22 protein-coding genes are annotated in these 25,057 nt (G+C 58.0%); 17 read left to right on the top strand and 5 right to left on the bottom strand.

The features are described from left to right. Nucleotides 1–186 precede the first annotated feature (186 nt). The gene (locus tag BLW36_RS08695) at nt 187–1,347 is read left to right on the top strand and encodes a matrixin family metalloprotease (RefSeq protein WP_091387338.1); all 1,161 of its coding nucleotides are present in this window, start codon (nt 187–189) and stop codon (nt 1,345–1,347) included. A gap of 307 nt (nt 1,348–1,654) precedes the next feature. Next, on the top strand, nt 1,655–2,668 hold the full coding sequence (locus BLW36_RS08700; RefSeq protein WP_091387340.1) for a DUF1214 domain-containing protein: 1,014 nt from the start codon (nt 1,655–1,657) through the stop codon (nt 2,666–2,668). Between the two features lie 60 nt (nt 2,669–2,728). On the opposite strand, the gene BLW36_RS08705 is transcribed toward BLW36_RS08700, so the two are convergent. Further along, nucleotides 2,729–5,617, bottom strand: a complete 2,889-nt coding sequence (locus BLW36_RS08705; RefSeq protein ID WP_091387342.1) for a M16 family metallopeptidase — start codon at nt 5,615–5,617, stop codon at nt 2,729–2,731. A gap of 750 nt (nt 5,618–6,367) precedes the next feature. Between BLW36_RS08705 and BLW36_RS08710 the strand changes: the two genes are divergently transcribed. The 3 genes from BLW36_RS08710 to BLW36_RS08720 all read left to right on the top strand — a co-directional run bounded on the left by BLW36_RS08710 (nt 6,368) and on the right by BLW36_RS08720 (nt 8,787). Further along, entirely contained in the window at nt 6,368–7,135 is a 768-nt protein-coding gene (locus BLW36_RS08710; protein ID WP_139304844.1) for a hypothetical protein, read from the top strand. A gap of 104 nt (nt 7,136–7,239) precedes the next feature. Continuing rightward, the gene (locus BLW36_RS08715) at nt 7,240–7,857 is read left to right on the top strand and encodes an HNH endonuclease (RefSeq protein WP_091387347.1); all 618 of its coding nucleotides are present in this window, start codon (nt 7,240–7,242) and stop codon (nt 7,855–7,857) included. A 528-nt stretch (nt 7,858–8,385) separates the two neighbouring features. Next, a complete protein-coding gene (locus BLW36_RS08720) occupies nt 8,386–8,787 on the top strand; it encodes a VOC family protein (protein WP_091387349.1) in 402 nt (133 codons plus the stop codon). A gap of 113 nt (nt 8,788–8,900) precedes the next feature. On the opposite strand, the gene BLW36_RS08725 is transcribed toward BLW36_RS08720, so the two are convergent. Further along, on the bottom strand, nt 8,901–9,521 hold the full coding sequence (locus BLW36_RS08725; RefSeq protein WP_091387352.1) for a glutathione S-transferase family protein: 621 nt from the start codon (nt 9,519–9,521) through the stop codon (nt 8,901–8,903). A gap of 119 nt (nt 9,522–9,640) precedes the next feature. On the opposite strand from BLW36_RS08725, the gene BLW36_RS08730 reads away from it, so the two are divergent. From BLW36_RS08730 to BLW36_RS08745, 4 genes are all read left to right on the top strand, one after another. Then, a complete protein-coding gene (locus tag BLW36_RS08730) occupies nt 9,641–10,612 on the top strand; it encodes a helix-turn-helix transcriptional regulator (RefSeq protein ID WP_091387354.1) in 972 nt (323 codons plus the stop codon). Between the two features lie 504 nt (nt 10,613–11,116). Beyond that, nucleotides 11,117–11,935 (top strand): hypothetical protein, encoded by an 819-nt coding sequence (locus BLW36_RS08735; protein ID WP_091387356.1) that lies wholly within the window; start codon nt 11,117–11,119, stop codon nt 11,933–11,935. Between the two features lie 92 nt (nt 11,936–12,027). Then, nucleotides 12,028–12,756, top strand: coding sequence for a polyamine aminopropyltransferase (locus BLW36_RS08740; RefSeq protein WP_091387359.1), 729 nt, complete (start codon nt 12,028–12,030; stop codon nt 12,754–12,756). 243 nt (nt 12,757–12,999) lie between these two features. Then, nucleotides 13,000–14,607 (top strand): ABC-F family ATPase, encoded by a 1,608-nt coding sequence (locus BLW36_RS08745; RefSeq protein WP_091387361.1) that lies wholly within the window; start codon nt 13,000–13,002, stop codon nt 14,605–14,607. A gap of 19 nt (nt 14,608–14,626) precedes the next feature. On the opposite strand, the gene BLW36_RS08750 is transcribed toward BLW36_RS08745, so the two are convergent. Further along, nucleotides 14,627–16,468: an ABC transporter transmembrane domain-containing protein gene (locus BLW36_RS08750; RefSeq protein WP_091387363.1), complete on the bottom strand. Its 1,842-nt coding sequence runs from the start codon at nt 16,466–16,468 to the stop codon at nt 14,627–14,629. A 212-nt stretch (nt 16,469–16,680) separates the two neighbouring features. Here BLW36_RS08750 and BLW36_RS08755 point away from each other — a divergent pair, with 212 nt between their 5' ends. Both BLW36_RS08755 and BLW36_RS08760 read left to right on the top strand, forming a co-directional pair. Then, nucleotides 16,681–16,923, top strand: coding sequence for a VF530 family protein (locus tag BLW36_RS08755; RefSeq protein ID WP_091387365.1), 243 nt, complete (start codon nt 16,681–16,683; stop codon nt 16,921–16,923). A 120-nt stretch (nt 16,924–17,043) separates the two neighbouring features. Next, nucleotides 17,044–17,412, top strand: a complete 369-nt coding sequence (locus BLW36_RS08760) for a PH domain-containing protein (RefSeq protein ID WP_091387366.1) — start codon at nt 17,044–17,046, stop codon at nt 17,410–17,412. Between the two features lie 78 nt (nt 17,413–17,490). Here BLW36_RS08760 and BLW36_RS08765 read toward each other — a convergent pair whose 3' ends face one another. Beyond that, the gene (locus BLW36_RS08765; protein ID WP_091387368.1) at nt 17,491–17,907 is read right to left on the bottom strand and encodes a VOC family protein; all 417 of its coding nucleotides are present in this window, start codon (nt 17,905–17,907) and stop codon (nt 17,491–17,493) included. Between the two features lie 149 nt (nt 17,908–18,056). On the opposite strand from BLW36_RS08765, the gene BLW36_RS08770 reads away from it, so the two are divergent. Together BLW36_RS08770 and BLW36_RS08775 are read left to right on the top strand one after the other, a co-directional pair. Beyond that, a complete protein-coding gene (locus BLW36_RS08770; protein ID WP_091387370.1) occupies nt 18,057–19,262 on the top strand; it encodes an APC family permease in 1,206 nt (401 codons plus the stop codon). Nucleotides 19,263–19,347: 85 nt separating this feature from the next. Next, complete coding sequence (locus tag BLW36_RS08775) at nt 19,348–20,376, top strand: zinc-binding alcohol dehydrogenase family protein (protein ID WP_091387372.1); 1,029 nt, start codon at nt 19,348–19,350, stop codon at nt 20,374–20,376. Between the two features lie 95 nt (nt 20,377–20,471). Here BLW36_RS08775 and BLW36_RS08780 read toward each other — a convergent pair whose 3' ends face one another. Further along, nucleotides 20,472–21,161 (bottom strand): glutathione S-transferase, encoded by a 690-nt coding sequence (locus BLW36_RS08780; protein ID WP_091387374.1) that lies wholly within the window; start codon nt 21,159–21,161, stop codon nt 20,472–20,474. Between the two features lie 381 nt (nt 21,162–21,542). On the opposite strand from BLW36_RS08780, the gene BLW36_RS08785 reads away from it, so the two are divergent. From BLW36_RS08785 to BLW36_RS08800, 4 genes are all read left to right on the top strand, one after another. Continuing rightward, complete coding sequence (locus tag BLW36_RS08785) at nt 21,543–21,815, top strand: DUF4242 domain-containing protein (protein ID WP_091387377.1); 273 nt, start codon at nt 21,543–21,545, stop codon at nt 21,813–21,815. A gap of 462 nt (nt 21,816–22,277) precedes the next feature. Beyond that, nucleotides 22,278–23,063: an outer membrane protein OmpK gene (locus BLW36_RS08790; protein ID WP_091387379.1), complete on the top strand. Its 786-nt coding sequence runs from the start codon at nt 22,278–22,280 to the stop codon at nt 23,061–23,063. Between the two features lie 27 nt (nt 23,064–23,090). Continuing rightward, nucleotides 23,091–24,446, top strand: a complete 1,356-nt coding sequence (locus tag BLW36_RS08795) for an NCS2 family permease (RefSeq protein ID WP_211567169.1) — start codon at nt 23,091–23,093, stop codon at nt 24,444–24,446. 11 nt (nt 24,447–24,457) lie between these two features. Beyond that, nucleotides 24,458–25,039, top strand: a complete 582-nt coding sequence (locus BLW36_RS08800; protein WP_091387381.1) for a phosphoribosyltransferase — start codon at nt 24,458–24,460, stop codon at nt 25,037–25,039. The last annotated feature ends 18 nt before the right edge of the window (nt 25,040–25,057 follow it).

Genomic DNA, 25,057 nt, shown 5'->3' on the forward strand with positions numbered 1-25,057 from the left:
CGTTTATCGCCAACAAGAAAAATATCGCCACCTCTTATCAAGCTTTTAATACTGGTCTAATCAAGCGCTGACTTTTTTGCTCATTCAGGCCACCCCCTAAAACTTCTATTAATATCTCACTTACTCCCATGAGCCCAACAGGCTCACAAAATATATTCGACTAACATCAAAGCCGGAGGCCAGGGTATGGCTGAGTCGACCAAATCCATCTCCAAACAAATCGCCGATCTTTCAACTCGTCTGGACAAGCTGGAACAACGAACCGACCGAACAGGCAAGGCGGTTACAGACCCAAAGGCTGCAGAGTCTGTCATGAACTTCTGCTCACTTCCTGAAGTTCCCGAGCGCAGCTTTCCTGCCGAGGTCTCACCGAACCGGGCGCGACTGATCCGCTGGATCGACAAGAAGTGGGTAAACGGGACTACATTGCGTTACTACTTTTTTGACAGCGGCCCCTACAGCGGAGCTAATAACCAGAAGGAGATAGTCCGTGATGGCTTCCGTGTCTGGGAGGACGTGGGTATCGGAATTTCCTTCGAGGAAGTATCCAATATCAATGAGGCCGAGATTCGTATCGGCTTCCAACAGGGTGATGGCGCGTGGTCTTATGTCGGGCGCGACGTAATTGATATTCCGGGCCAGTTCGAGCGCACCATGAATTTCGGCTGGGACCTCACTCTCGATCCACGGGGAGTCGATACGCCTGTACATGAGATCGGGCATACCCTCGGTTTCCCCCACGAGCACCAGAATCCGTTTGCGGGCATCGTCTGGGACGAGGAGGCGGTATACACCTACTTCGGCGGGTCTCCTAACAACTGGCCGCGACAGACCACTTACCACAACGTTCTGCGCAAGCTGCCGTCCGCAGCCGTGGAAGGATCCGAGTGGGACCCGGATTCCGTGATGCACTACAGCTTTCCGGCCGGCCTGATCACCAGCCCGACGGAGTACCGAGGTGGCCTGACGCCAGAGCTGGGGCTGTCTGACCATGACATCGAGGAAGTGCGGCGCTTCTACCCTCCCCTGGACGACGCGCGCAATCCGAAGCTGGAGCCGTTCCAGCTGGAGTTCTTGAACCTGGCCCCGGCTGAACAGAAAAACTTTGTCATCGAGCCGCAGAGCACCGACGACTACTTTATACAGACGTTCGGGCGCTCGGATACGGTGATGGTGTTGTTCGAGGACGTCAACGGCGATCTGCGGTTTGTCGACGGGGACGATGACAGTGGCACCCAGCACAATGCGCATATTGCCGTGCGCCTACAACAGGGGCGGCGCTATGTACTGCGGATACGCCTTTACCTGAATTATGCCAGCGACGACACCGCCGTGATGATGTGGTGATAACACGATGAAAAAAGGGTGATGCGCTGTCCCCGCGCTTTGGCGGCGACGGTGCAGCAGTCTTCTTCGGCCTGGCCAAGCCCGTGCGCACGCCATTGATCGACCCGGTGCAGGCGCAATAGCGCCTGCCGCTAACGCGGGGCGTCAATACTGGCGCCCCGCCCCTGCATTCGTACCGGCAATATACCCACTCTACACTTCGCGCTAATACCGGCACTCCCGGCGCACCGTGGTTGTGCCTCCCGTTTTAGCCAACGGCGGCTTCAGCTGCGGATTCCCGAACCAACGATACGAGGCGCGGACGATCATGAAGCGATTTGGAATAGGTATCGCCAGCGCGGCACTGGTGTTTATTGCCTGTGCCTGGGCGGCCAGCGGCGAGAAGGTCACACCCGAGAACTACATCCGCGCGGAGACCGATTTCGCCTTCGCGAAATTCCAGAAGGATGCCGGCGGTAAGGTGAATGAATTCTTCTATATCACCGAGCCGACGCCACTGGATAAGCAGCCGATTATCCGTATGAACCGCGACACCCTGTATGCCGGTGCGCTGGTGGATACCGAAGGCGGTGCCACCGTCACCATTCCCGAGTTTCCCGACGACCGCTATTTCTCGGTCTACGTGATCGACAACGACCACTACGCCGTCGACGTCTTCCACGAGCCCGGCACCCACAAGATCGACGCCGACACCAAGTACGTGGCGGTGATCCAGCGTATCGAGCTGCGGGACCCGAACGATGCCAAGGACGTGGCGCTGGTCAACAAACTGCAAAAAGGCATCAAGATCAATGCGAGTAGCAGTGATCCCTTCCCCGCTCCCAAGTGGGACAAGGACTCAATGCTGGCGCTGCGCCAGGGCTATGAAAAGGAATTCCAGCAGTACGAGAATTTCGAGCCGGACTGGATGGGCCCGCGCGGCGAGGTGAACGAGAAGACCCGCCATATCGCCGTCGCCGGCGGCTGGGGCCTGCTGCCGGCGAAGGAGGCGGTCTACATCAATTACACCGGCCCGGCCGACGCCAGCCAGTGCTACATGGCCAACTACCGGGTACCGGAGAACAACGCCTTCTGGTCGATCACCGTGTACGGCGATGACGGCTTTATGAAGTCCGACAACAACATCGTCAACGACCGCAACGTGAAGCTGAACGAAGACGGCACCTTCGATGTGTTCTTCGGCTCGAAAGAAGCCTGCGGGGACAAGCCCAACCGGCTGGATATCACCGACGGCTGGAACTTCGCCATGCGCGTCTACCGGCCGGGGCCTTCCGTTCTGAAAGGAGAGTACGAACTGCCAGAGGTTGCGGTGGCTGAATAGGGCCACCGAAGAATTCAGTCTCATGCAAAAGGGCCCGGAATTTTCCGGGCCCCTCGCTAATCACTCCACTGCGGACAGCTCCGCCACCTGCGTCAGCTTGTCGCCATCCAGCAACGTCGGCTCGCCCAGGCCGAGCTCCTGCAGGCGGCTGAACTGAGTCGCGCGATCGCCGACCACCACCCAGATCATCGAACCCGGCTGCATATAGGTATCGGCAATCTTCTGCACCTTATCCACCGTCATGCCTTTGGTGATGGCCTCGCGCTCACGCACGTAGTCGGCCGGCCAGTCGTAGCGGCTCATGTTTTCCAGCAGGCCCAGCTTGGCACCGGCGGTCTCGAACGCGCGCGCGTTGCTGCGGGTGAGGTAGGAGCGCGAGGTTTCCAGATCCGCCTCGGTGTAGGTCGGCGCGTAGTCGTTGAGGATATCGTGAATCAGCTGCACCGATTCCGCGGTGACATTGGCGCGCACGCCGGTGCCTATCTCGAACTCGCCACCGGTCTTGCCGCCGTCCACCCGTGAGCGGATGCCGTAGGTATAGCCCTTGCCCTCGCGCAGCTGCTGGGTGAAGCGCGAGGCAAAGCCGCCACCGCCGAGAATGTAGTTGGTGAACACCGCCGGGTAATAGTCGTCAGACAGCGCCGACATGGCCGGGCGGCCGATGCGCAGCACCGACTGCTTGGCCCCGGGTACATCGACAAAATAAATACCCGGTGCGGCGGCTACGGATTCAGGCTGCGGGATTTTCACCGCCTGCGCCGGCCAGCGCTTGGCCAGGGACTCGGTGGCCTTCAGGAACCCAGCGCTGTCGATATCCCCGACCACGTGGGCGCGGGCGACCGACGGCGACAGGTAATCGCGGTAATAGGCCTTGAGGTCGTCCATGGTGATGGCGGCCACGGAGGCCTCGGTGCCGAGCAGGCTGTAACCGCGGATGCTGTCTTTGCCGTGCAGCAGGCGCGCGAACGTCTTGCTGGCGATGGCGTTGGGTTCGGCCGCCGAACGCTTCAGCTGGCTGGCGACACTCTTCTTCGCCAGCACCAGCTCGTCCGCATCCCAGCGCGGCTCCATCAGCATTTCTTCCAGCAGCGCGAATACCGGCTCGAAGTTGCGCGCCAGGGTGGTGACATCGAAGCGGAAGCTCTCCTTGCCGGCGGACACCTCGATATCGGCACCCAGGGTCTGGATCGCGGTCTCCAGTTCTTCCGGTGTGCGCTTGGCTGTGCCGCGTTCCATCAGCATCGCGGTCAGGTTGGCGACGCCGGTCTTGCCGAGGGATTCGTGCAGCTGGCCGCCGTCGATCACCAGGCTGAAGTTGACCGTCGGCACTTCGCTGCTCTCGATACCGGAGACCTGCACGCCGTTCGCCAGCGCCGCCTGCCATACCTGCGGCACCGCGGTCTGCGCCGGCTCGCCGTAGGACGGCTCCCTGGTGCGGTCGAAGCTGGACGGGGTGCGTTCATAGTCGGCCTGCGCCGACGCATCTAACTGCTCCTCGGCGCCGCTGACGATCTGCTCTTCCACCACCTGCGCCTTGACGGAATCCGCCAGAGCCAGCTCGACGCCGCCCTTGGGCACGAAGCTCGCCGCCACGAACGGCTTGCCCTGCAGGTATTTGCGGTACACCCGCTGCACGTCCTCGGCGGTGACCGCCAGCAGGCGCTGGATATCCTCGCTCACGTAACCTGGGTCGCCCTGGTACATCTGGTACTGGGCCAGCTGGAAGCCCTTGCCGAGCACGCTGGACAGGCCGTTGTAGAACGCGATTTCCTGGCCGGCCTTGATGCGCTTCAGGTCTTCCGCGGCGATGCCCTCTTTCTCGAACAGGGCGAACGCCTGCTGGATACCCGCGTACACTTGGTCGAGATCGCGACCTTCAAACGCGCGCACCTGCAGCTGGACCTGCCCGGCCAGTTCCGAATCGTAGCTGCCCATGGACACGCCCGCGGTCAGCTGCTGGTCTTCCACCAGCACCCGGTACAGCGGCGCGCGTTTGCCGTCGGACAGGTATTCCAGCAATACCGCCAGCGGGTAACTGTCCGGGTGGTAGCGTTCCACCGCCGGCCAGGCGAGGGTCAGCGCCGGCTCGCGGGCGAAGTTGTCCTCGTGGTAGCGGCGCACGGACTCTTTCAGCACCGCCGCCTGCTTGGGCGCGCGCTCGATGGCCTCGCCCGCCGGCACCTCGTCGAAATACTTGTGCACCCACGCCTTGGCCTGCTCGGGATCGAAATCCCCGGCCACTACCAGAGTCACGTTGTTGGGCACATACCAGTGGCGGAAGAACTCCTTCACGTCGCTGAGGGTCGCGTTCTGCAGGTCCTCCAGCGAGCCGATCACCTGCCAGCTGTAGGGGTGGTCCGCCGGATAGAGGTTGCGGTCGATCACGTACTGGGTGTGGCCGTAGGGGCGGTTGTCGTAGCTCTGGCGCTTCTCGTTCTTCACCACCTGCTTTTCTTTCGCCAGCACCGGCTCGGTCACCGTGTTGATAAACCAGCCCAGCTTGTCCGCCTCGGCCCACAGCATCTTCTCCAGCGCATCCCTGGGCACCGTCTGGTAATAGTTGGTGACGTCGCGAGAGGTGGAACCATTGGCCCCGGAACCGCCGATGCGTGCACTCATCGCATCCAGCCCGCCCTTGCCCAGGTTCTCGGACTCCAGGAACAGCAGGTGCTCGAACAGGTGCGCAAAGCCGGTACGCCCTTCCTTCTCCCGCGCCGATCCCACATGGGCCGTCAGCGACACCGCCACCACCGGATCGGAGCGGTCGATATGGAACAGCACATTGAGGCCGTTCTGCAGCTGGAACCGCTGGTAGTCGATGGCGAACTGGGACGATTGTTCCGACTGTGCTTTTGATTCGGGCTGGGAGCGGTCGCAGCCTACAAGGCCGACTGTCGAGATGGACGCGGCGGTTAGCAGGGCCACGGAGGCGGTAAGGTTCCTGAACATGGAGGGTTCCTGTGCGTTGTTATAGGCAGGAAGATAGCAGGAGTCGTGGGGTTGAGCGACTGGTGGTCCCGAGGCGTGACCGACTTAATCCTCTATATAGAAAAGCTCCCAAAGCAGCCTGCACAATAACACTCGCAGTATGTGATTGCTCACATACAAAGTTGCAGCCAGTTACGTGTCTCGCTCATCGTCATCCCGCCCATTACAGCACTGCACCCCATACAATCCCCCATGTTATAAATAGCGACACGCGCAATGAGTCACCCATCACATTGAGTGACTACTGCAATTGCTATACAAGCGAAATAGAAGAGCGAGCGGAAAGCGGGGAAATCTCTAGCCAAGAAGTCCGCAGAGCTCTGAACTTCTCAAGGTTACAAAGGCAAGTGATGTGGCGACATGGGCACTCTCAAATCGGAACCACTCTGCATATTGCCATACCTTGCAGCGCGAATCAGTGTATTCGGCGAGGCATTCCAGTCGTGGCGACCGTGATCTTTTACCAGAGCACCAGCTGGCTGGGAAAAAGTCGGTAAAACAGGCAGTTACTAACAGCCTATGGAATCAGGGATATCTGTCGCGAAAAATATTTCGACAACCAGAATGATCATCTCATATTGGCTAAGAGTGTAGCGGCACGGGCCCTCTGAACCATTCTGTGATGAAGTCGATCAGAAAATATCAGTCGGTGGGATATCGACCGTAGCGACAAGATATAAATGTTATGCAACTCAATATAAGGAGAAATTAGTGTCAGAAATAATGGAAAGTAACTATGCGCAGATGAAGTCATATGTTGAGCGCAATAATTTCCCGTTTCAAGAAAAAGTTGAGGGTAACTGCAAGCGTCTTGACATACAGAATGGTAAGGCAAAATGTGTAGTTAAAGTCTACAACACCGGAACAATTCAACTGCAAGGGGCAGATAGCAAGCTTAAAGAGGCCCTTTCCCAAGCAAAAGAGGCGGTTGAAAATGAAGAAAACATTGGCGAAATGCTGCCTTTTGAGATTGAGAAATTTCCGCAAGTTCTTAAAGATACCATCCCAAACATAGATCCAATTATCGTTAGATTTATCGAGGAAGCAATTGTCACAATAAAGGCAGGGTCAAATCTAGGATGTGCTTTCCTTTTGGGCGGGGCGTCAGAGAAAGCAATCTATCTTCTTATTGATGCATACACCAATGCGATAGAAGATGAGAAGATAAAAGAAAGATTTGTTAGTCGAACTTCAAAGAAATTTATTTCTAAAGTTTTTGATGAATTTAAAGCTTCATGGAAAACCTCAACTAATAAACCACATGGCTATGGCTGGACTAATGATATTGAAATAAAAATCGAACAAATTTTCCAGTTCTGTCGAATTTGCCGAAACGAGGCCGGTCATCCTCACTTGCCACCGAATCTAGATAAGGGTGTTTTGCTCGCAAATATGGGGCAGTTTGTAAAGTACATTGAAGACATGTATCAACTTATAAACTACTACAATGAAAATGCTGTGGACTTTGCAGCTGCATAACAATCGCAGGCAGTATACTCCGGCCCCTATCGGGGCCTCCGTGGGACGGCCTACGCTACGCTCCGGCGGCCCCTGCTGCGGGCGTTAGGTGAATAGAGGTAGTTATGGAGTTTTACGATTGGTTGATTGAGCAAGGGCGCTCACCAAAAACGGCGAAAAATTATTCAGCTCCTTTGTCCGGCAAGCTCTCTGCTCATGCAGCTTTAATTGAACACTCATCATTTGATCATAGTCAGCTTGCATCAGATGCGCGATTTAAAGCTTACTGCGAGAAGCACGACGAGTCAGGATATTTGTACGAACTGAACAAGCGTGGCAAAGACATGTATCGACGCGCACTCGTTATGTATTCCGAGTTTGTTCTTTCCTGTACCAAGCACGATTTTTTTCAAGAGTTCGAGCAAAGAGTATCAAAGGCCAAAAAAGACACTAAAGAAAGCCGTCAAAAGCGGTTAAAAAGTGCGGCGAAAAAGCCAAAGAAATCTACCGCCACAATCGAAGTCTTTGACCGGAATCCAGATGTCGTTGCAGAGGTTCTCCTTAGAGCAAATGGTAACTGTGAATGCTGCAATATGCCCGCACCTTTCACTCGCAAATCCGACAATACGCCATATTTAGAAGTACATCATACAGTTCCCCTAGCTAAAGGCGGAGATGACACTGTTGAGAATGCGCAAGCACTATGCCCGAATTGCCATAGAGAGAAACATTATGGCGTTTAGTTCACAAAACAAGGCGCTCAAATTCGTTACGGCCACGAACGACGTGACCTCCACCGGGCAGCCACTGCTTCGCAGAGATTACCGTTTAGCTTGATGTTTGTGACATTCAAAATAATCCGAGGCTATTCGCATGGCTTCTAACCCAAAATAAATAGGGCAAGAATGATATTCTGACACGACAGTAAATATCTGAAGCCAAATCAAAAACTTACTCAACCCCAATTATTTCGAAACTTGCTACATCAATCTTGGTGGCTCATGACGAACATGACATGAATCGCGGCAATTGTCGCGAATAATTTTGTGCGTCCGTAAGCCACTCACAGCGCCAATCGACGCAAGTATTTCCTCACCCGCTATCGCCCACCGATTCTCGCAGGCCGCATCATCAATAGTCCTATCTGGGTAATCCCCACCTCGGGAGGCTTTTTCCGCCACATAATTTGCCGCCGCTGTCGATCGCCGACTACCTGATGCGACTATTGGATACCAAAACAATCCATCGTTGGCTGTAACCGAGGAAATACCATGTCCAGAAAGATGTTCGTAAACCTGCCCGTTGCCGATTTAGGGAAATCTATCGAGTTTTTCTCCCGGCTCGGGTTCGAGTTCAACCCCAAGTTCACCGATGACACCGCAACCTGCATGATCGTCGGCGAAAGCAACTTTGTCATGCTGCTCACCCGCGAGAAGTTCCTCAGCTTCACGCCCGGTCTAGAGATCTGCGACACTAACAAGAGCACCGAGGTACTGGTGTGCCTTTCCGCGGAGAGCCGCGCCGAGGTGGATGGGCTGCTTGACAAGGCAGTTGCGGCGGGAGGTAGTAGTTTTCGCGAGCCCGAGGACTACGGCTTCATGTACGGCCGCTCATTCCGGGATCTGGATGGACATATCTGGGAGATTATGTGGATGGATCCCGCTGCGGGATAACGCTGTCTCACCGCGACAAATAGGCGGCGACAGTGTCGCCGCCTATTTCCTTCAACTAGCCCTACCGAGCGAGCGCAAGCCGCAGTGACGGCTGCCGTGGCAGGTCTTTTTCATCAGGCCGTTGCCTCAAGTGCGTCATCTTTTTCCGTGGCGCGGCGATAGGCATCGCGCGCTGTGACCCGCTGCGCGTAGTCGACGAACTCGATGCGCTTTTCAATCGTGCCGAACTCCAATCCCCAGTTGAGCTGGGATCCCAGGTAGACATCGGCGGCGGTAAAGCGCTCGCCCGTTACATAGGTGTGACCCATAAACCAGTTGGACAGGTTGTCGAGCACTGCCGCGTAGCTGCCGTAGCCCACCATCATCTGCTTCTGCGCATCCGGCTCCACCCCGAATACCTTGAAGTCGGTAATCGCCGCCTCCAGTGGCCCGGCGGCAAAGATCAGCCAGCGGTAGTAGCTGGCGCGCTCTTCGGGCAGCGGTGCCAGTCCCGCCTGCGGGAAGGCTTCCGCCAGATAGGCACAGATGGCTGCAGCCTCGGTCACCACCTGGTCGCGGTGCACGATGGCCGGCACTTTGCCCATCGGGTTGATCTTCAGGTAGGCGGGTGACTTGATGCTGCCACCGTATTCGAGAATCTCCGTGCGATAGGGCGCATTCACCTCCTCCAGCATCCAGCGTGTAGTACGGCCGCGGGATTGCGGGTTGGTATACAGAATTACTTCATCGTTCATAGCAGCTCTCCGTTGCTCTTCATTTCTCTTCGGTTGTTAGGACCTGTGACAGGAACGGGCGCACTGTAATTGTTAAATAGGCTATATTCCGCCCTAATAAATTTTGCGGGATGCAAGTCATGTCGAATCCGACGACACGGGTGCTGGCACTGCTGGAGCTGCTGCAGATCCACGGCAACGCCAGTGGCAGCGAACTGGCGCAGATGCTCGGCGTGGACGGCCGCACGCTGCGTCGCTACATCGCGACCCTTGAGGAGATCGGCATTCCACTGACGGCCGAGCGCGGGCGCCACGGCGGCTATCGGTTGGTGTCTGGCTACAAGCTGCCGCCGATGATGTTCACCAACGAGGAGACGCTGGCCATCTCCCTTGGCCTGCTCGCGGCGCGCAGCCTCAGTGTGGGCGAGGTCTCCACCGCCGTCGCCAGTGCCCAGGCCAAACTCGAACGGGTCATGCCGCAGAAGCTGAAACAGCAACTGCGCGCGCTCGGTGATAGCGTCACCCTGGACCTGGTGCCGACGGAGGCGCCGGACAGTGTCACGCTGGCAACCCTGGCGGCCGCCACCCAAAATAGATGCCGCACTGTGTTCGACTACACCGGCGGTAGCAGTAACGGTAACGCTGAAGGTAAAGAGAGTACGACGCGGCGCGAGTTCGACCCTTATGGCTTGGTGTTCCGCCGCGGTCGCTGGTACGCGGTGGGCCACTGCCATCTGCGCGCAGATCTCCGCACCTTTCGCCTCGACCGCATGCAGCAGTTGCGTCGACTGGAGGTCCCTTTCCAACGGCCGCAGGATTTCGACGCTGCCGCCTATCTCACCAGCAGTTTTGCCAGCATGGATTCGGGCATTGAAGTGGAGCTGTTGCTGCATACGGACCTGGCGAATGCCAGCGCCGTACTCGGCGACGAGCTGGGCCTGCTAACTCCCAAAGGCGATGCGGTGTTATGGCGCGCACACACCGGCTGCCTGAACTGGTTCGCCGCGCAGCTGGTGCGACTGCCATTTACCTTCGAGATTCTCACGCCGTCAGACCTCAGGGCCGAGTTGCGCCGCCAGGCGGAAAGACTTCTGGCCATATCGACGGCTTAATTGATATGAATATTGCAGAGTGAGGCGACCGAAATTTACTCGCGCCTACTAGTTGGACAATCTCCAGTGCAATTCACATTCGCCCTGGCGATCATGGATTGCATTCGCGACAGCTTTTGCTTAAATAGCGGACGCAAACAAAAATAAAAACTGAAGCGAAACTGGCGGAAACTAGCTTCCATCGCAGTATCGCTTCGCAAACCGGAAGCCCGCCTATGCCACTTGGCAGCACTAAGCCCGGCCTTCTCGGTATCGATTCCCACGCGCGAAATGCACCGGCAGCACGTACAGCAACTCAAAGCTCGCTATAATCCGAACGCAGAAAGACTATGCCCAAAATGCGGCAACCAGATGATCAAGCGCACAAGCTAACGAGGAGCAAATGCGGGCAAGCAGTTCCGGGCTGCTCCTCGTATCCGAACTGCATAACAGTTCAGAACATCGCCTGATCAAATTAACAGCATAGAAATCAGGCACCTGTAACCAACAGACTCAATCACATAAATGCAGAAAATATTTACAAACCCCGTTTACCAGTTCTTCGTCAACATTTCCCCCTGGGCAGTGATCTTTCTGCTAGCCACCTCCTGGGACCCGCTATTCGATCCCGCTCCTGAAAGAGCGAGCCTTACCCCCTTGACTGGCACTATCCAGCGTATTGGCAAGAGCAGCGGTGTGGTGAATACCGATAGCGGCCGCGTGGATGTTAAGTATGAGTGCCTGTGTAATTACAGCTGGAGCGAAAAGCTATTTGAGAAGGGCATGCCATTTACCGCGCTAGGCCAGCCCAAAGGAAATGGCTACTACCTATGGGATCTGCAGGTAGACGGGCGCGAACTCCTGTCTTACGACAGCAAGGCACCCAAGTTGCTGGAACGCCGCGAGCGGGCGCTGACTTACGTTGTGCCGGCGTTGATCCTATTCGCACTGCTGTCGATTCAGCTTGCCGTCCAGACCCTGCGCAACCGCCGCCTGGAAAAGAGCAAGAAGCCGCTCTACCCGCTGCTGGACCGGCTGTACGACCAGGAAAAGAGCGATGAAGAGCGCCTGTCTGTACTGCCGAAGATTCTCGAGTTCGATCCGGAAGATACGCTCGGCCCGCTCGAGTTTATGGCCACACAGAACACCAACAGCGAGCAATTCCTCACACGGCTTGGCACCGAACTCGGCAAGCTGTGGAGCGCACTGGATATTGAGGAACTGGAAAGCATCACCCTGGTTCAGCCCGCCGCCAAGCGCGCCGCCATGGAAATCCTCAAGAACCGGGCGCCGGCATTGAACACCGAGCTGGATGCCATAGGGGCGCTGAAGTTGGGCCACTGACCAGCAACAGGGACGAACTGGTCTTCCAGCTCAATGGCAGTGTCCGCACCAACTCCGCGCCCATTATTCGATCACCTCAGGACGAATCAACGATGTCCCTATTGTTTGAAGAAATTGACAGCCAGCCCTCACCGTTGGGTGAGATCTCCCTGCGCAGGCGACGCATTCCCGCGCTTGGCGATAGGGACATTTATGAAGTGAAGCTCGGCGAAGAGTTTTTAATGTCGAGCATGTTTGTTGAGGCTGAAGAGGCTCTGTCGTCTCTTGGCCTGGCAGCAGTACAGGGCGACAAGCTCAGTGTTGTTGTTGGTGGGTTGGGCCTGGGTTATACCGCCGTGGCAGCATTAAGGGACGAACGAATTGCTGAGCTGCTAATTGTTGAGGCTCTGGATACGGTTATCGGTTGGCATAGAGATGAGCTTGTCCCCCTCGGCAAGGTTCTCAACGCGGATGCACGCAACCGCTATGTGCACGGCAGCTTCTTCGATCTGGCCACCGCCCCACATACGGGCTTTGATCTGGACAGCGCAGGCAAAAAGTTCGATGCCATTCTGTTGGATATCGACCATTCGCCGACCGAATTCCTGAATGCAGCCAACGCGGGCTTTTATAGCACCGAAAACCTAGCGCTGATGGCAGAGCAGCTGAAGCCCAAGGGCGTATTTGCGATGTGGTCGCAGAACCTGCCGGAAGAAAGCTTTGAGGCTTTATTAAAGACCGTCTTTGAGACCGTCAATTCCCATGTGATCTCTTTCTATAACCCGTTTCTCAATGGCGAATCTACGAATTCTGTTTATGTTTGTGTAAAAGGGGCCGCCTGACTCACCGGTACAGCAACCCCCAAGCTCTTGCCCTAACTGACCCCTAGGTAGCACCGAGCCGGCGCTGACCTGAAACACGCCACGCATAGTTTGCCGCCCTGCTGTATGATTTTTATACATTCTCCTCGACACGCTGCCCGCAACTCCTTATAGTGCGCGGCCCGCCGTACGCTTCCGGCATGGCGGGCCTCATCGATGACCCTCATCAGAAATACCCACCTCCAAGCTCCCGGGAACACGCTCTTGATCACCACCGCGAACATCACCATGCAGTTCGGTGCCCAGCCGCTGTTTGAGAACATCTCTGCCAAGTTCGGCAATGGCAACCGCTACGGCCTGATCGGGGCCAATGGCTGCGGCAAGTCCACCTTTATGAAGATCCTGAGCGGGGCGCTGGCGCCGACCGCCGGCAATGTGTCCATGGAACCCGGCTGCACCCTGGGTATCCTGAGCCAGGACCAGTTCGCGTTCGAGGAGTACACCGTGGTGGACGCGGTGATCATGGGTGATACGCGCCTGTGGGAGATCAAGCAGGAGCGCGACCGCATCTACTCGCTGCCGGAGATGAGTGAGGAAGACGGCATGCGCGTGGCGGAGCTGGAGGTGCAGTTCGCGGAGCTGGACGGCTACAGCGCCGAGAGCCGCGCGGGCGAGATCCTGCTAGAGGCCGGTATCGAGGAATCCCTGCACTTCGGCCTGATGAAACAGGTGGCGCCGGGCTGGAAGCTGCGGGTGCTGCTGGCGCAGGCGCTGTTTGCGGATCCCGACATCCTGCTGCTGGACGAGCCGACCAACAACCTGGATATCCACACCATCCACTGGCTGGCGGAAGTGCTGAACCAGCGCCGCAGCACCATGATCATCATCTCGCATGACCGTCACTTCCTGAATCAGGTGTGCACCCATATGGCGGACATCGATTACGGTGAGCTGCGCATCTTCCCCGGCAACTACGACGATTTCGTCGCGGCCTCCACGCTGATCCAGGAGCAGCTGCACGCGGAAAACGCGAAGAAGTCGGCCGAGCTGGAAGAGCTGCAGTCGTTCGTAAACCGCTTCTCCGCCAACGCGTCCAAGGCCAAGCAGGCCAGCTCGCGGGCGAAGAAGATGGAGAAGATCAAGCTGGAAGAAATCAAACCTTCAAGCCGGGTAAAACCCTACATCACCTTCCAGCAGAGCAAGAAATTGCACCGGCAGGCGCTGACACTGGAAGACCTGTCCCACGGCTTCGACGGCGAGCAGTTGTTTGCCGGTGGCGAGATGATCCTGGAAGCCGGCGCGCGCCTGGCGGTGATTGGCGAGAACGGCGTGGGCAAGACCACTCTGCTGCGCTGCCTGGTGGACGAGCTGCAGGCCAACAGCGGCGTGGTGAAATGGTCGGAGAATGCCGCTATCGGTTACTGCCCGCAGGACGCCAGCGCGGACTTCGACAACGACCTCACCATCTTCGAGTGGATGTCACAGTGGCGCCAGCCCAAGCACGACGACCTGACCGTGCGCGGCATGCTCGGCCGCCTGCTGTTTACCGCGGACGACGCCAACAAGAAGGCGCGGGTGTGTTCCGGTGGCGAGAAGAATCGCCTGCTGTTCGGCAAGCTGATGATGATGGACACCAACGTGCTGATCATGGACGAGCCCACCAACCACCTGGACATGGAATCCATCGAGGCGCTGAACAAGGCGCTGTCCCAATACGAGGGCACCCTGATCTTCGTCAGCCACGACCGCCAATTCGTATCCTCGCTGGCCACCCGGGTACTGGAGATCAAGGACAACCAACTGATCGACTTCCAGGGCACCTACGACGAGTACCTGGCGGACCGTGCGAGAACGGAAGCCCAAGCAGCCTGATCCCTTCGCAAGCCGGCTGTTAATCGACAGCCGGCTGCTGCCTCTCCGCATCCTGAAACTGTAACTCCGCCAGACGCTTGTACAGCGGCGAGATTTCTATAAGTTCTGCGTGTGTGCCCTGCGCGATTAGCTGCCCCTGATCCAGCACCGCGATACTGTCGGCGTGCAGAATCGTCGCCAGCCGGTGGGCGATGATGATAGTGGTGCGGCCTTTCATCAGTTCCTGCAGCGCCTGCTGTACGTGATATTCACTCTCGGCATCCAGCGCGCTGGTGGCTTCATCCAGCAACAAGATCTTCGGGTCTTTCAGAATCGCGCGGGCTATCGCCAGGCGCTGCTTCTGCCCGCCCGACAGGCGCGTGCCCTGCTCGCCGAGGTGGCTGTTGTAGCCGTCCGGCAGTTGCTCGATGAACTCATGCGCATGGGCCGCCTTGGCCGCAGCGATGACTTCTGCATCGCTGGCGTCGGGCCTGCCGTAGCGGATGTTGTACCAGACATCCGCAGTGAACAGTGCCGGCTGCTGGGGCACTACCGCCATCTGTTTGCGCAGAATGCCGGTGTCCAGTTCGCGGATGTCCACGCCGTCTAAAGTGATGCGCCCGCCCTGCGGGTCATAGAAGCGCTGCAACAGTTCCAGCAGTGTCGACTTGCCCGCACCGGACGGCCCGACCAGGGCCAGGCTCTTGCCTTCGGCAACCAACAGGCTCAACCCCCGAATAGCGGGCTGATCGGGACGTGACGGGTAGCTGAAATCCACTGCCTCGAAGGCCACTTGGGCTTTGGCATCGTGCAGAGTTTTTGCGGGTTGATCCTCACCTGTACTTACGGGAATGTCGGCCTCCACATTCAACAGATCCACCAGCCGCTCGGTGGCACCGGTCGCGCGCTGGAGCTCGCCGTACACTTCGGAAATGGTCGCCACCGCGGATCCCATCAGCATGGCGTAAAACACGAAGGCGGCCAGGTCGCCGGCGCTCATGCGCCCGGCAATCATGTCGTTACCGCCAACCCACAGCAGCCCGCTTACGGCGCCAAACATCAGCAGTATCACCGAGGCGATCAGCAGGGAGCGCTGGCGTATGCGCCGCTTGGCCACCTGGAATGCGGTTTCCACTTCCCGGCCAAAGGCCTGTTTCTCATGGTCCTCGCGGGTGTAACTCTGCACGGTCTTGATGTGCTGGATAATCTCGCCGGCATAACTGCCGACATCGGCAATCGAGTCCTGGCTGGCCTTCGACAGGCGGCGCACCCGGCGGCCATAGAGCACGATCGGCAGCAGCACCAGCGGCACACCGACGAGCACCATCAGGCTCAGCTTTAGATTGGTGAACAGCAACAGGGCCAGTGCACCGACAAACATCAGCGCACTGCGCAGCGCCATCGAGAAGGAAGTGCCGATGATATGTTGCAGTAGGGTGGTGTCAGTGGTGAGGCGCGACATGATCTCACCACTGCGGTTGGTTTCGAAATAACTGGGGTGCAGCGTCACGATATGGTCGAACACCGCTTTGCGCAGGTCCGCCACCACCCGCTCGCCCAACCAGGACACCAGGTAATGGCGCGCGTAGGTGCCCACCGCCATCAACAGGGCCAGCGCCATCAGAACCAGCACCGCGTTACCCAGGGCCGCACTGGAACCCGCCATAAAACCCCGATCAACCAGCAGCCTGATCCCCTGGCCGATGGACAGGGTGATGCCCGCCGTAAATACCAGCGCCACCCCCGCCGCCAGCAGGACCTTTTTGTACGGTCGCATAAACTGCCAGAGTTCCGCCATCATGTCGCGGAAACTCATGCTGGATGAGTTTCTGGCCGGCGCCTCCACGGCTGGGCTGGCAACGGGTTCGGCGGTATTCGGCATAAACGTCTACTTGTCAGAGCGGGATGGCATCAATATATGGGGGTAGGTAGGCGCTTTGGCAAGCGTAGTGTCCTAGCTCGCCCGGCAACTGTGACAACGGTCCTAAGCAGGTTTGACCTACAGTTGCAGTAGATTCGCGCTCCATTGAGTCCGTACAATCGCACCATTCCATTGGTTATGCCGGCGAGTTCCCGGCCAGGTAGTCCATCAAGATGCCCGATTCCCAACCCAACAACCCGCTCCACGGTGTCACGCTGGCCACCATCGTTGAAGAGCTGGAGGCGCACTACGGCTGGGATGGGCTGGCGGAGCGAATCGATATCAACTGCTTCAAGAGCGACCCGTCCTTGAAGTCCAGCCTCAAGTTTCTGCGCAGAACGCCCTGGGCACGCAGCAAGGTAGAGGCCCTGTACATCGCGACTTTCAGCAAGCCAAACCCCTGGGGTGAGCGCTGACCTGCCACTCCACTCGCCCTGCCTGAACCACGTCAACTCGCTACGATTGGCGCGCTGGCATTTCGGAATTGTCCGTATGAAAATGCCGGTGAAAACTCAGAATACGGAAATCCGCCCCTAATGATCGACTTTGAAAATAAAAGCCTGTTCAAGCTTAAACAGAACCCGGCCTACGCGGAAAAGGTAGCCCCGCTGCTGCTGGACGGCGAGGAAGTGCTGGACTCGTTCAAGTCCATGCGCGACGGCGTGGTATTTACCAGCAAGCGCATTATCGCCGTCAATGTGCAGGGCATTACCGGCAGCAAGAAGGATTTCACTTCGCTGCCCTACAAGAATATCGTCGCCTACTCCGTAGAGACCTCCGGCACCCTGGATATCGACAGCGAGCTGGAACTGTATTTCTCCTCGCTCGGCAAAGTGCGCTTCGAGTTCAGCGGCAAGTCGCGGATTGTGGATATCGCACACTATATCGGGCGCTACGCGCTGTAATTAAAAAAGCAGGTGCCGAGTTGCTACCCGGCACCTGCCTTTTGGTTACCACACAAGCTTTCAGCGCGAAGAGTCAGCCTACCGGAACATCAACTCCGGATTCACCATCGACTTCATCTCCAGGATATTGCCGTTCGGATCCTCGATAAAGAACGTCTCCTGCTCGTACTCGTTACCGACAAAGCGGCGGTAGGGCTTGTCCAGATACTCCAGCCCCGCGGCTTCGATGCGGCGCTTCAGCGCCTGGAACTCATCATCCGGCAGATGGATGCCGAAGTGCGGCACCGCCACCTCGCCCATATCCACCTTGTGGCGCACGTTGGGCAGCTGCTCTTCGCTCTGGTGCAGGGTCAGCTCATTACCCCAGAAGTCGATGTCGACCCAGCGCCCCTCTTCGCTGTTACCGGTCTTGCAGCCCAGCACCTCGCAATAGAAGATCTTGGCCTTTTCCAGATCACCGGCGGGAATCGCCAAGTGTAAGCAATTAGATTTCATACATACTCCAGAAATTTATTATTCTTGAAATAATTCGTATCTGACAAAAAGTTTGACGCAATATTTATCCTCAATAGATACGGCGTTCACGCAAGAAACGTAGCAAAATTTGCCCGTTTTCCCAACAATTCATTTCGTAGAGGAATTGCGTGCCAGACCCCGTCGCCCTGAAACGCTCCCTGTCCCTGCCGGTGACCAGCTTCTACGGCATCGGCACGATTATCGGTGCGGGCATCTATGTACTGATCGGCAAAGTCGGGGCGGTGGCGGGACTGTTTCTGCCCTATGCCTTCCTGCTGGCCGGCATCATCGCCGCACTGACCGCGCTGTCCTACGCGGAGCTGTCCTCCCGCTTTCCACACAGCGCCGGCTCCGCCGCCTATATCCAGAATGCGTGGCAGCGGCGCTGGCTGGCGCAGCTGGTCGGCTTCCTGGTTGCGGTTACCGGTATCGTCTCGGCGGCGACGATCGCCAACGGCTTCGTCGGCTACCTCGCGCTCTTTATCCAGATACCGGACTACCTCGCCATCACGCTGCTGGTTGCGCTGCTGACGCTGATCGCGCTGTGGGGCATCAACGAATCCGCGCTGACGGTGACTGTCGTCACGCTGATCGAGGTGGGCGGCCTGCTGTTTGTGATCTATGTCTGCCGCCAGGCACCCGTAGCCAATGCGTGGAATCAGATCTTTGCGTTTCCCGACACGGGCGCCTGGGCCGGCGTGCTGGTGGGCAGCTTTCTCGCCTTCTATGCGTTTATCGGCTTCGAGGACATGGTCAATCTGGCCGAGGAGGTCAGGAACCCGCGCAGGACATTGCCGCGGGCAATAATGATCGCCATCGGCGTATCGACACTGTTGTACATGGTCGTCGCTGCGCTGGCGGTGCGCACGCTGCCGGTGCCCGAACTGGCGCAGAGTGCGGCGCCACTGGCCACCATGGTCACCAATGCCGGCCATTCGACCAATTTTATCGGCATCATCAGCATGTTTGCGGTCGTCAACGGTGCGCTGGTGCAGATCATCATGGCGTCGCGGCTGCTGTACGGTATGGCGAAGAGGAACCTGGCCCCACAGATTTTTGCCGGCATCAGTGCGCGAACCCAGACGCCGGTGGTTTCCACAGTTCTGGTTGGTGGAATTATCCTGGTGTTCGCGCTGTGGCTGCCGCTGACGGTGCTGGCGAAAATCACCGCCTTTATCATGCTGGTGATCTTCTCGCTGGTTAACCTGTCCCTGTTTGCCATCAAGGTGCGCGGCGGCGAGACAGAAGCCGGGGTGATCCGCTATCCGATCGCGTTTCCGGCGCTGGCTTTTCTGCTGTGCGTTGCGCTGATTGGTTTTCAGTTAATTGCCTGAGTGACAAAGTGCCTTGAGGCAGGCGTTCCTGGCGAGCCCCCAGTGTCTAGTATTCACCCATCGAACAAACCGCGGGAGAAATTCCATGAAAGCCGTAGGCTACCGCCAATCCCTGCCAATCACCGATGCCGACTCCCTGATGGACATAGAGCTGCCGCAGCCCGTCGCCAGCGGACACGACCTGCTGGTGAAGATCAGGGCGATTGCGGTCAACCCGGTGGACTTCAAGGTGCGCAAGCGGGCCGCACCGGCAGAGGGCGAGCACAAGGTGCTCGGCTGGGACGCCGTGGGCGAGGTAGTTGCCACCGGCGACAAGGTGAGCCTGTTCCAGCCTGGCGACGCGGTCTTTTACGCCGGCGACCTGAACCGGCAGGGCAGCAACGCCGAGTTCCAGCTGGTGGATGAGCGCATCGTCGGCCGCAAGCCCAGCAGCCTGTCCGATGCGGAAGCGGCGGCGCTGCCGCTGACGACAATCACGGCCTGGGAAATGCTGTTCGAGCACCTGGGCATCCAGCGACAATCCGCAGGCGCCAGCGGGCAATCCGAAGAGGTAATTCTGGTGATCGGCGCGGCCGGCGGGGTGGGCTCCATCCTGCTGCAGCTGGCCCGGGCACTGACCGGCGCCACGCTGATTGCCACCGCGTCCCGGGAAAGCTCCAGTGAGTGGGTGAAGAAACTCGGTGCACATCACGTGGTGGACCATACCAAACCCTTGCAGCCGCAGATCGAGGCGCTGGGCATAGGCCCGGTTACCCACGTCGCCAGCCTGCACCGCACCGACAGTTACTTCGAGACGTTTATCGATCTGTTGGCGCCCTTCGGCAAGATCGCGATGATCGATGATCCGGAAAAACCGCTGGATGTGATGAAGATGAAACCCAAGAGCCTGTCGCTGCACATCGAGTTCATGTTCGCACGTTCGATGTTCCAGGCCGCGGATATGGACGAACAGGGAAAGCTCCTGAACCGGCTGTCGGATCTCGTCGACCAGGGTCTGGTGCAGACCACCATCGGCAAGAACCTCGGCACCATCAACGCAGAACACCTGCGCGCCGCACATGAGGAACTGGAATCCGGGCGGGCGATCGGCAAGATTGTGCTGGAAGGTTTCTGAGCAATAGTGCGCAGAATGTTTCCAGCAAGGGACAGAACCAGGTCGAATCTGCCTGGTTCTTTTTTATCTGATCGCACTTGCTCGCAAGCAGTCAGCTACTCAATCATCTTCCGCAAGGATTTCTCAATCTGCCCGCCGCAATAGCCGTTGCCTAACTCTTCTCTTTGCGCGCCAAGAAACCGCTTGATCGCCGGACGCGCTTCGATTCTGTGGCAGAGGTTGGCGATTTGTGGGGCGTTTTCCTGCAGGTCTTCCTTCAGTTGCGGGAATGAATGAATCATGGTTCCGAACAGCGCCGTCGTGGCGATATCGGCAACAGTAAGTGTGGCGCCGAGCATAAATCCCTTGTCGCCCTTGAGGCCGTGCTCCAGCCCGGTCCTTTCAAAGACCTTCATCCAGTCGGGCAGGCGGGAATAGCGGAATTCCTCCCAATCACTTTTTTCCCACATCGCCATGCCGTTGAAGTTGGTGATCTCCATCAGCACATCGTTGCTGTCCAGGATCGTTTTCAGCGCAAGCGTGTGAGTCTCGGCGCGCTTGGGCAGGTAGTCATATTCCCTGCCCAGGTGCATCAGGATCGCGGGCATCTGCGCGAAATAGGTTTTGCTTTTGCACTCGTACAGATACGGCGGCGCCATGCCGGGATTCTTAATTTTCAGGCTGCGCTCTGGATAGAGTTCAGTGGCGTCATGCCTTTCGTATTTGGCCCCGACCTCTTCCAGGAAGAGCTGGATGAAGTTGCCGCGGAATGGTAAATCCCAGTAATAGAGCTTGTAGTCCAACATGGCCTCCCCCTGGCTCGCGCGGGTGGGAATATAAAAGCAGTGGTCAGCGCTTTGCCGCTCGCAGAATCGGAAATTTGAAGCGTAGCAGACACCCTGCGATATTTGGCCGGCGCAAGAAGTGGCATAGGAATCATTACCAAGCGGCTCGCCAGCACTTTATATCTCTCGTGGCTCACTACCGGGAAACACCGTACAAACTCAAGTAACGCTAATGAGGCGCCATTCTTTCCGCACTACTGTGCTTTGGCACGTCACTCACTCGCTGGGCTTACCGCCCGTGTATATATTCGTGCCGTGGTATTCGGCCCGCCCCGGGGCAACTCCCCGTATGTGCCGGGCGCTGTAACACAGATGTTTCAGCCAACAATAAGGAGATTGACCATGCCTAAGTTTGTGATCGAACGGGAAATTCCCGGAGCAGGAAACCTGACCAAAGAAGATCTTCAGGGAATCTCGCAGAAATCCTGCGGTGTATTGAAAGAGCTGGGGCCGTCGGTACAGTGGCTGCAGAGCTATGTCACCGAGGACAAGGTTTACTGTGTATATATTGCCCCCAACAAGGAAGCCGTCATCAGTCATGCAGAAATGGGTGGCTTCCCGGCGAATGCCGTCTCGGAAGTCACCAGTGTGATCGACCCGGTAACCGCCGAATAGTAGCGCAATCCAGACTCGGGGCCCGCTGCTATTGCGGCGGGCTCCGGACGTCTCCTCTAGACAAGCCTATCGGCTTCGACGCCCGATCTCGCCAACGGCAGTGGGGCCGCCCCCCAGCTGTTTAACGCCGCCATACAATCTTGCATCGCGTACAAACGCCGAGGGCAGGCGACTATTGCTGTCGGCCCTGAAATTTATGCGCACACAACGGACCGTTACTAGATCAATTTCCCACCCAAACCATTCAGACTCACCGATAAAGAATTAAATTTCTTAATTTTATTTTCTATAGAAATTTATTGCCTTTTGGCCGGCAAATTAAGCCTTATATCGGCCGGAAAAAAATTGGAAAACTGGTCACGATTCCTGTAAATTCCGCGCTCATTTTTTAACCATCCGCCAGCGGCACCTGTCTACAGCCGCGCGGGGCAGCCCCGCTTAATCGCAGTAATTGAGGTAACCGTGAACCTGTCCAAGTCCCTGCTCTTTATTACCGCCGGCCTGGCTTCGTTAGCGGCGAACGCCGAAGTGCTCTGGCAAGACAACAGCCTGAGCCTGCTGAGCGGCAGCGACTACAAGGTCAACTACAGCCTCGGCACCGACGACTCCAGCCGCACGGTGGTGACCTATGAGCACGTCAGCGGCCACAGCTGGGGCGACTTCTTTATGTTCGCCGATTACCTGACTTCAAGCGCCGGCTCCGACGAGCTGTACACCGAGGTATCGCCGCGTCTGAGCCTGGGCAAGCTGAGCGGCCGCGAGCTGGCCTTCGGCCCGGTAAAGGATGTGCTGCTGGCCTCCACGCTGGAATTCGGCAACTTCGATGATCCGGATCACCTGACCGCGACCGGCCCGCATTTCACCAACAAACTGGCCGGCGTCGGTTTTGACCTGGCGGTGCCGGGCTTCTCCTTTGTACAGGCGAACGTCTACCACCGCGACAACGACGACAAAGCCAGTAACGAGCAGCTGACCCTGGTGTGGGGCCTGCCGTTTAGCCTGGGCAGCGCGGACTTCCTCTACGACGGCTTTATCGACTGGACCAGTGCGTCAGCGGATGCGCACCCGAGTATGAACTTCACCTCCCAGCTGAAGTGGGATGTAGGCGCCCAGTGGGGCCAGCCGAAGAGCCTGTATGCCGGTATCGAATACGTGCACTGGGATGACAAGTTCGGCATCGAGGACGGCACCTTCGGTATCGATTCCAATGAGCGCAACGTGAACCTGCTGGTGAAATATCACTTCTGATCCTGAATTCTGCTACTGGGCACGCACATGACTGATATCAATTCGTCGACAACCGCCACTTCGGCAGCTCCGCAATCCATTGGGCAGCGCACGCTGCTGGAGCGCTTGTTCAAGCTGTCGGAGCGCGACACGACGGTGCGCCGGGAAGTGATCGCCGGGGTGACCACCTTCCTTACCATGGCTTACATCATCTTCGTGAACCCGAACATCATGGCCGCGGCCGGGATGGACAAGGGGGCGGTGTTCACGGCAACCTGCCTGGCCGCTGCCATCGGCTGCCTGATCATGGGGCTCTACGCGAACTACCCGTTCGCACTGGCGCCGGGCATGGGGCTGAATGCGTTTTTCAGCTTTGTCGTGGTCGGCGAGATGGGGTACAGCTGGCAGGTGGCCCTGGGGGCGGTATTTATCTCCGGCGTGGTGTTCCTGCTGCTCAGCATCTTCCGGATACGGGAGTGGATCATCGACAGTATCCCGATGTCGCTGCGGCAGGCACTGGCGGCGGGCGTGGGCCTGTTCCTCGCCATTATCGCGCTGAAGAGCGCGGGTATCGTGGTGGCCAGCCCGGCCACGCTGGTGACCCTGGGTGATGTGACCTCCAGCAATGCGGCTCTGGCGGCGCTGGGCTTTTTCCTGATCGCCGCACTGGCCCACCGGCGCATGCTCGGCGCGGTGATGATCGGCATCCTGGTGGTCACCGTTATCGCGCTGCTGATGGGTAAGGTGGAGTACGCCGGACTGGTGTCCGCACCGCCGAGCATGGCGCCGACCTTTATGCAGCTGGATATCGCCGGCGCTTTCGAGGTGGGCATGATCAGCGTGATCTTCGCCTTCCTGTTCGTGGATCTGTTCGATACCGCCGGTACCCTGCTGAGTACCGCGGACCGCGCCAAACTGCTGGACCAGAAGGGCCAGCTGCCCGGCATGGGTAAGGCGCTGATGGCCGACAGCTCCGCGTCCGCAGTCGGCTCGCTGCTGGGCTCCTCGACCACCACCACTTATGTGGAGAGCACCGCAGGCGTTGCCGCCGGCGGCCGCACCGGCCTGACGGCGGTGGTGTGCGCGGGCCTGTTCCTGCTGGCCCTGTTCTTCTCGCCGCTGGTAGGCATGGTGCCCGCCTATGCGACCGCCGGCGCGCTGCTATATGTGGCGGTGCTGATGACTTCCGGCCTGTCGTCCATCGACTGGGATGACATCACCGAAGCCGCACCCGCGGTGGTGGCGGCGGTGATGATGCCGCTGTCCTTCTCCATCGCCAACGGCATTGCACTGGGCTTTATCGCCTATGCCGTGATCAAGACCCTGAGCGGCCGTAGCAAGGATGTCAGCATCAGCGTGTACCTGCTGGCGGCCCTGTTCATTGCCAAGTTCATCTTCTTCTAAGGGCTTCAATCGTGAAAAAACAGTTTATCAGCGCGCAGCAACTCCTGGCGGATTCCTACGCGCTCGCGGAACAAGTCTTCCAGAGCGGTTTTCGCCCCAACTATATCGTCGGTGTCTGGCGCGGCGGTGCGCCGGTGGGTATCGCGGTGCAGGAACTGCTGCACGTGATGGGCGTGGACGCTGACCATATCGCCATCCGCACATCGTCCTACACCGGTATCGGCCAGCGCGACAAGCATGTGCGCGTGCACGGCCTGACCTACCTGATCAAGCGCCTGGAGTCACACGACAACCTGCTGATCGTCGACGACGTACACGACTCCGGCCTCAGCATCGACCAGACCATCAAGGACCTGCACAGGGCCTGTAAGAAGAACACGCCGGAAATCCGCGTGGCCACCCCTTACTACAAGCCGGCCAACAACAAGACCGAGCGCGAGCCGGATTACTATATCCACAAGACCAGCGAGTGGCTGGTGTTCCCGCACGAGATCGACGGCCTGTCGCGCGAGGAGATCCTCGAGTACAAGCCGGAGCTGGCCCCCTACATCGACCGGATCAAGACTGTAGAACCTGTCGCTGAACCGGCCTGATCGCTCCACCTGCCCGAG

Source organism: Microbulbifer marinus, assembly GCF_900107725.1.
Lineage (GTDB): Bacteria > Pseudomonadota > Gammaproteobacteria > Pseudomonadales > Cellvibrionaceae > Microbulbifer > Microbulbifer marinus.

Bases quoted from the DNA above. Each gene is read 5' to 3' on its own strand.
- BLW36_RS08695 (WP_091387338.1), top strand. From the start codon at position 187: ATGGCTGAGTCGACCAAATCCATCTCCAAACAAATCGCCGATCTTTCA.
- BLW36_RS08700 (WP_091387340.1), top strand. From the start codon at position 1,655: ATGAAGCGATTTGGAATAGGTATCGCCAGCGCGGCACTGGTGTTTATT.
- BLW36_RS08705 (WP_091387342.1), bottom strand. From the start codon at position 5,617: ATGTTCAGGAACCTTACCGCCTCCGTGGCCCTGCTAACCGCCGCGTCC.
- BLW36_RS08715 (WP_091387347.1), top strand. From the start codon at position 7,240: ATGGAGTTTTACGATTGGTTGATTGAGCAAGGGCGCTCACCAAAAACG.
- BLW36_RS08720 (WP_091387349.1), top strand. From the start codon at position 8,386: ATGTCCAGAAAGATGTTCGTAAACCTGCCCGTTGCCGATTTAGGGAAA.
- BLW36_RS08725 (WP_091387352.1), bottom strand. From the start codon at position 9,521: ATGAACGATGAAGTAATTCTGTATACCAACCCGCAATCCCGCGGCCGT.
- BLW36_RS08730 (WP_091387354.1), top strand. From the start codon at position 9,641: ATGTCGAATCCGACGACACGGGTGCTGGCACTGCTGGAGCTGCTGCAG.
- BLW36_RS08735 (WP_091387356.1), top strand. From the start codon at position 11,117: ATGCAGAAAATATTTACAAACCCCGTTTACCAGTTCTTCGTCAACATT.
- BLW36_RS08740 (WP_091387359.1), top strand. From the start codon at position 12,028: ATGTCCCTATTGTTTGAAGAAATTGACAGCCAGCCCTCACCGTTGGGT.
- BLW36_RS08750 (WP_091387363.1), bottom strand. From the start codon at position 16,468: ATGCCGAATACCGCCGAACCCGTTGCCAGCCCAGCCGTGGAGGCGCCG.
- BLW36_RS08755 (WP_091387365.1), top strand. From the start codon at position 16,681: ATGCCCGATTCCCAACCCAACAACCCGCTCCACGGTGTCACGCTGGCC.
- BLW36_RS08760 (WP_091387366.1), top strand. From the start codon at position 17,044: ATGATCGACTTTGAAAATAAAAGCCTGTTCAAGCTTAAACAGAACCCG.
- BLW36_RS08765 (WP_091387368.1), bottom strand. From the start codon at position 17,907: ATGAAATCTAATTGCTTACACTTGGCGATTCCCGCCGGTGATCTGGAA.
- BLW36_RS08775 (WP_091387372.1), top strand. From the start codon at position 19,348: ATGAAAGCCGTAGGCTACCGCCAATCCCTGCCAATCACCGATGCCGAC.
- BLW36_RS08780 (WP_091387374.1), bottom strand. From the start codon at position 21,161: ATGTTGGACTACAAGCTCTATTACTGGGATTTACCATTCCGCGGCAAC.
- BLW36_RS08785 (WP_091387377.1), top strand. From the start codon at position 21,543: ATGCCTAAGTTTGTGATCGAACGGGAAATTCCCGGAGCAGGAAACCTG.
- BLW36_RS08795 (WP_211567169.1), top strand. From the start codon at position 23,091: ATGACTGATATCAATTCGTCGACAACCGCCACTTCGGCAGCTCCGCAA.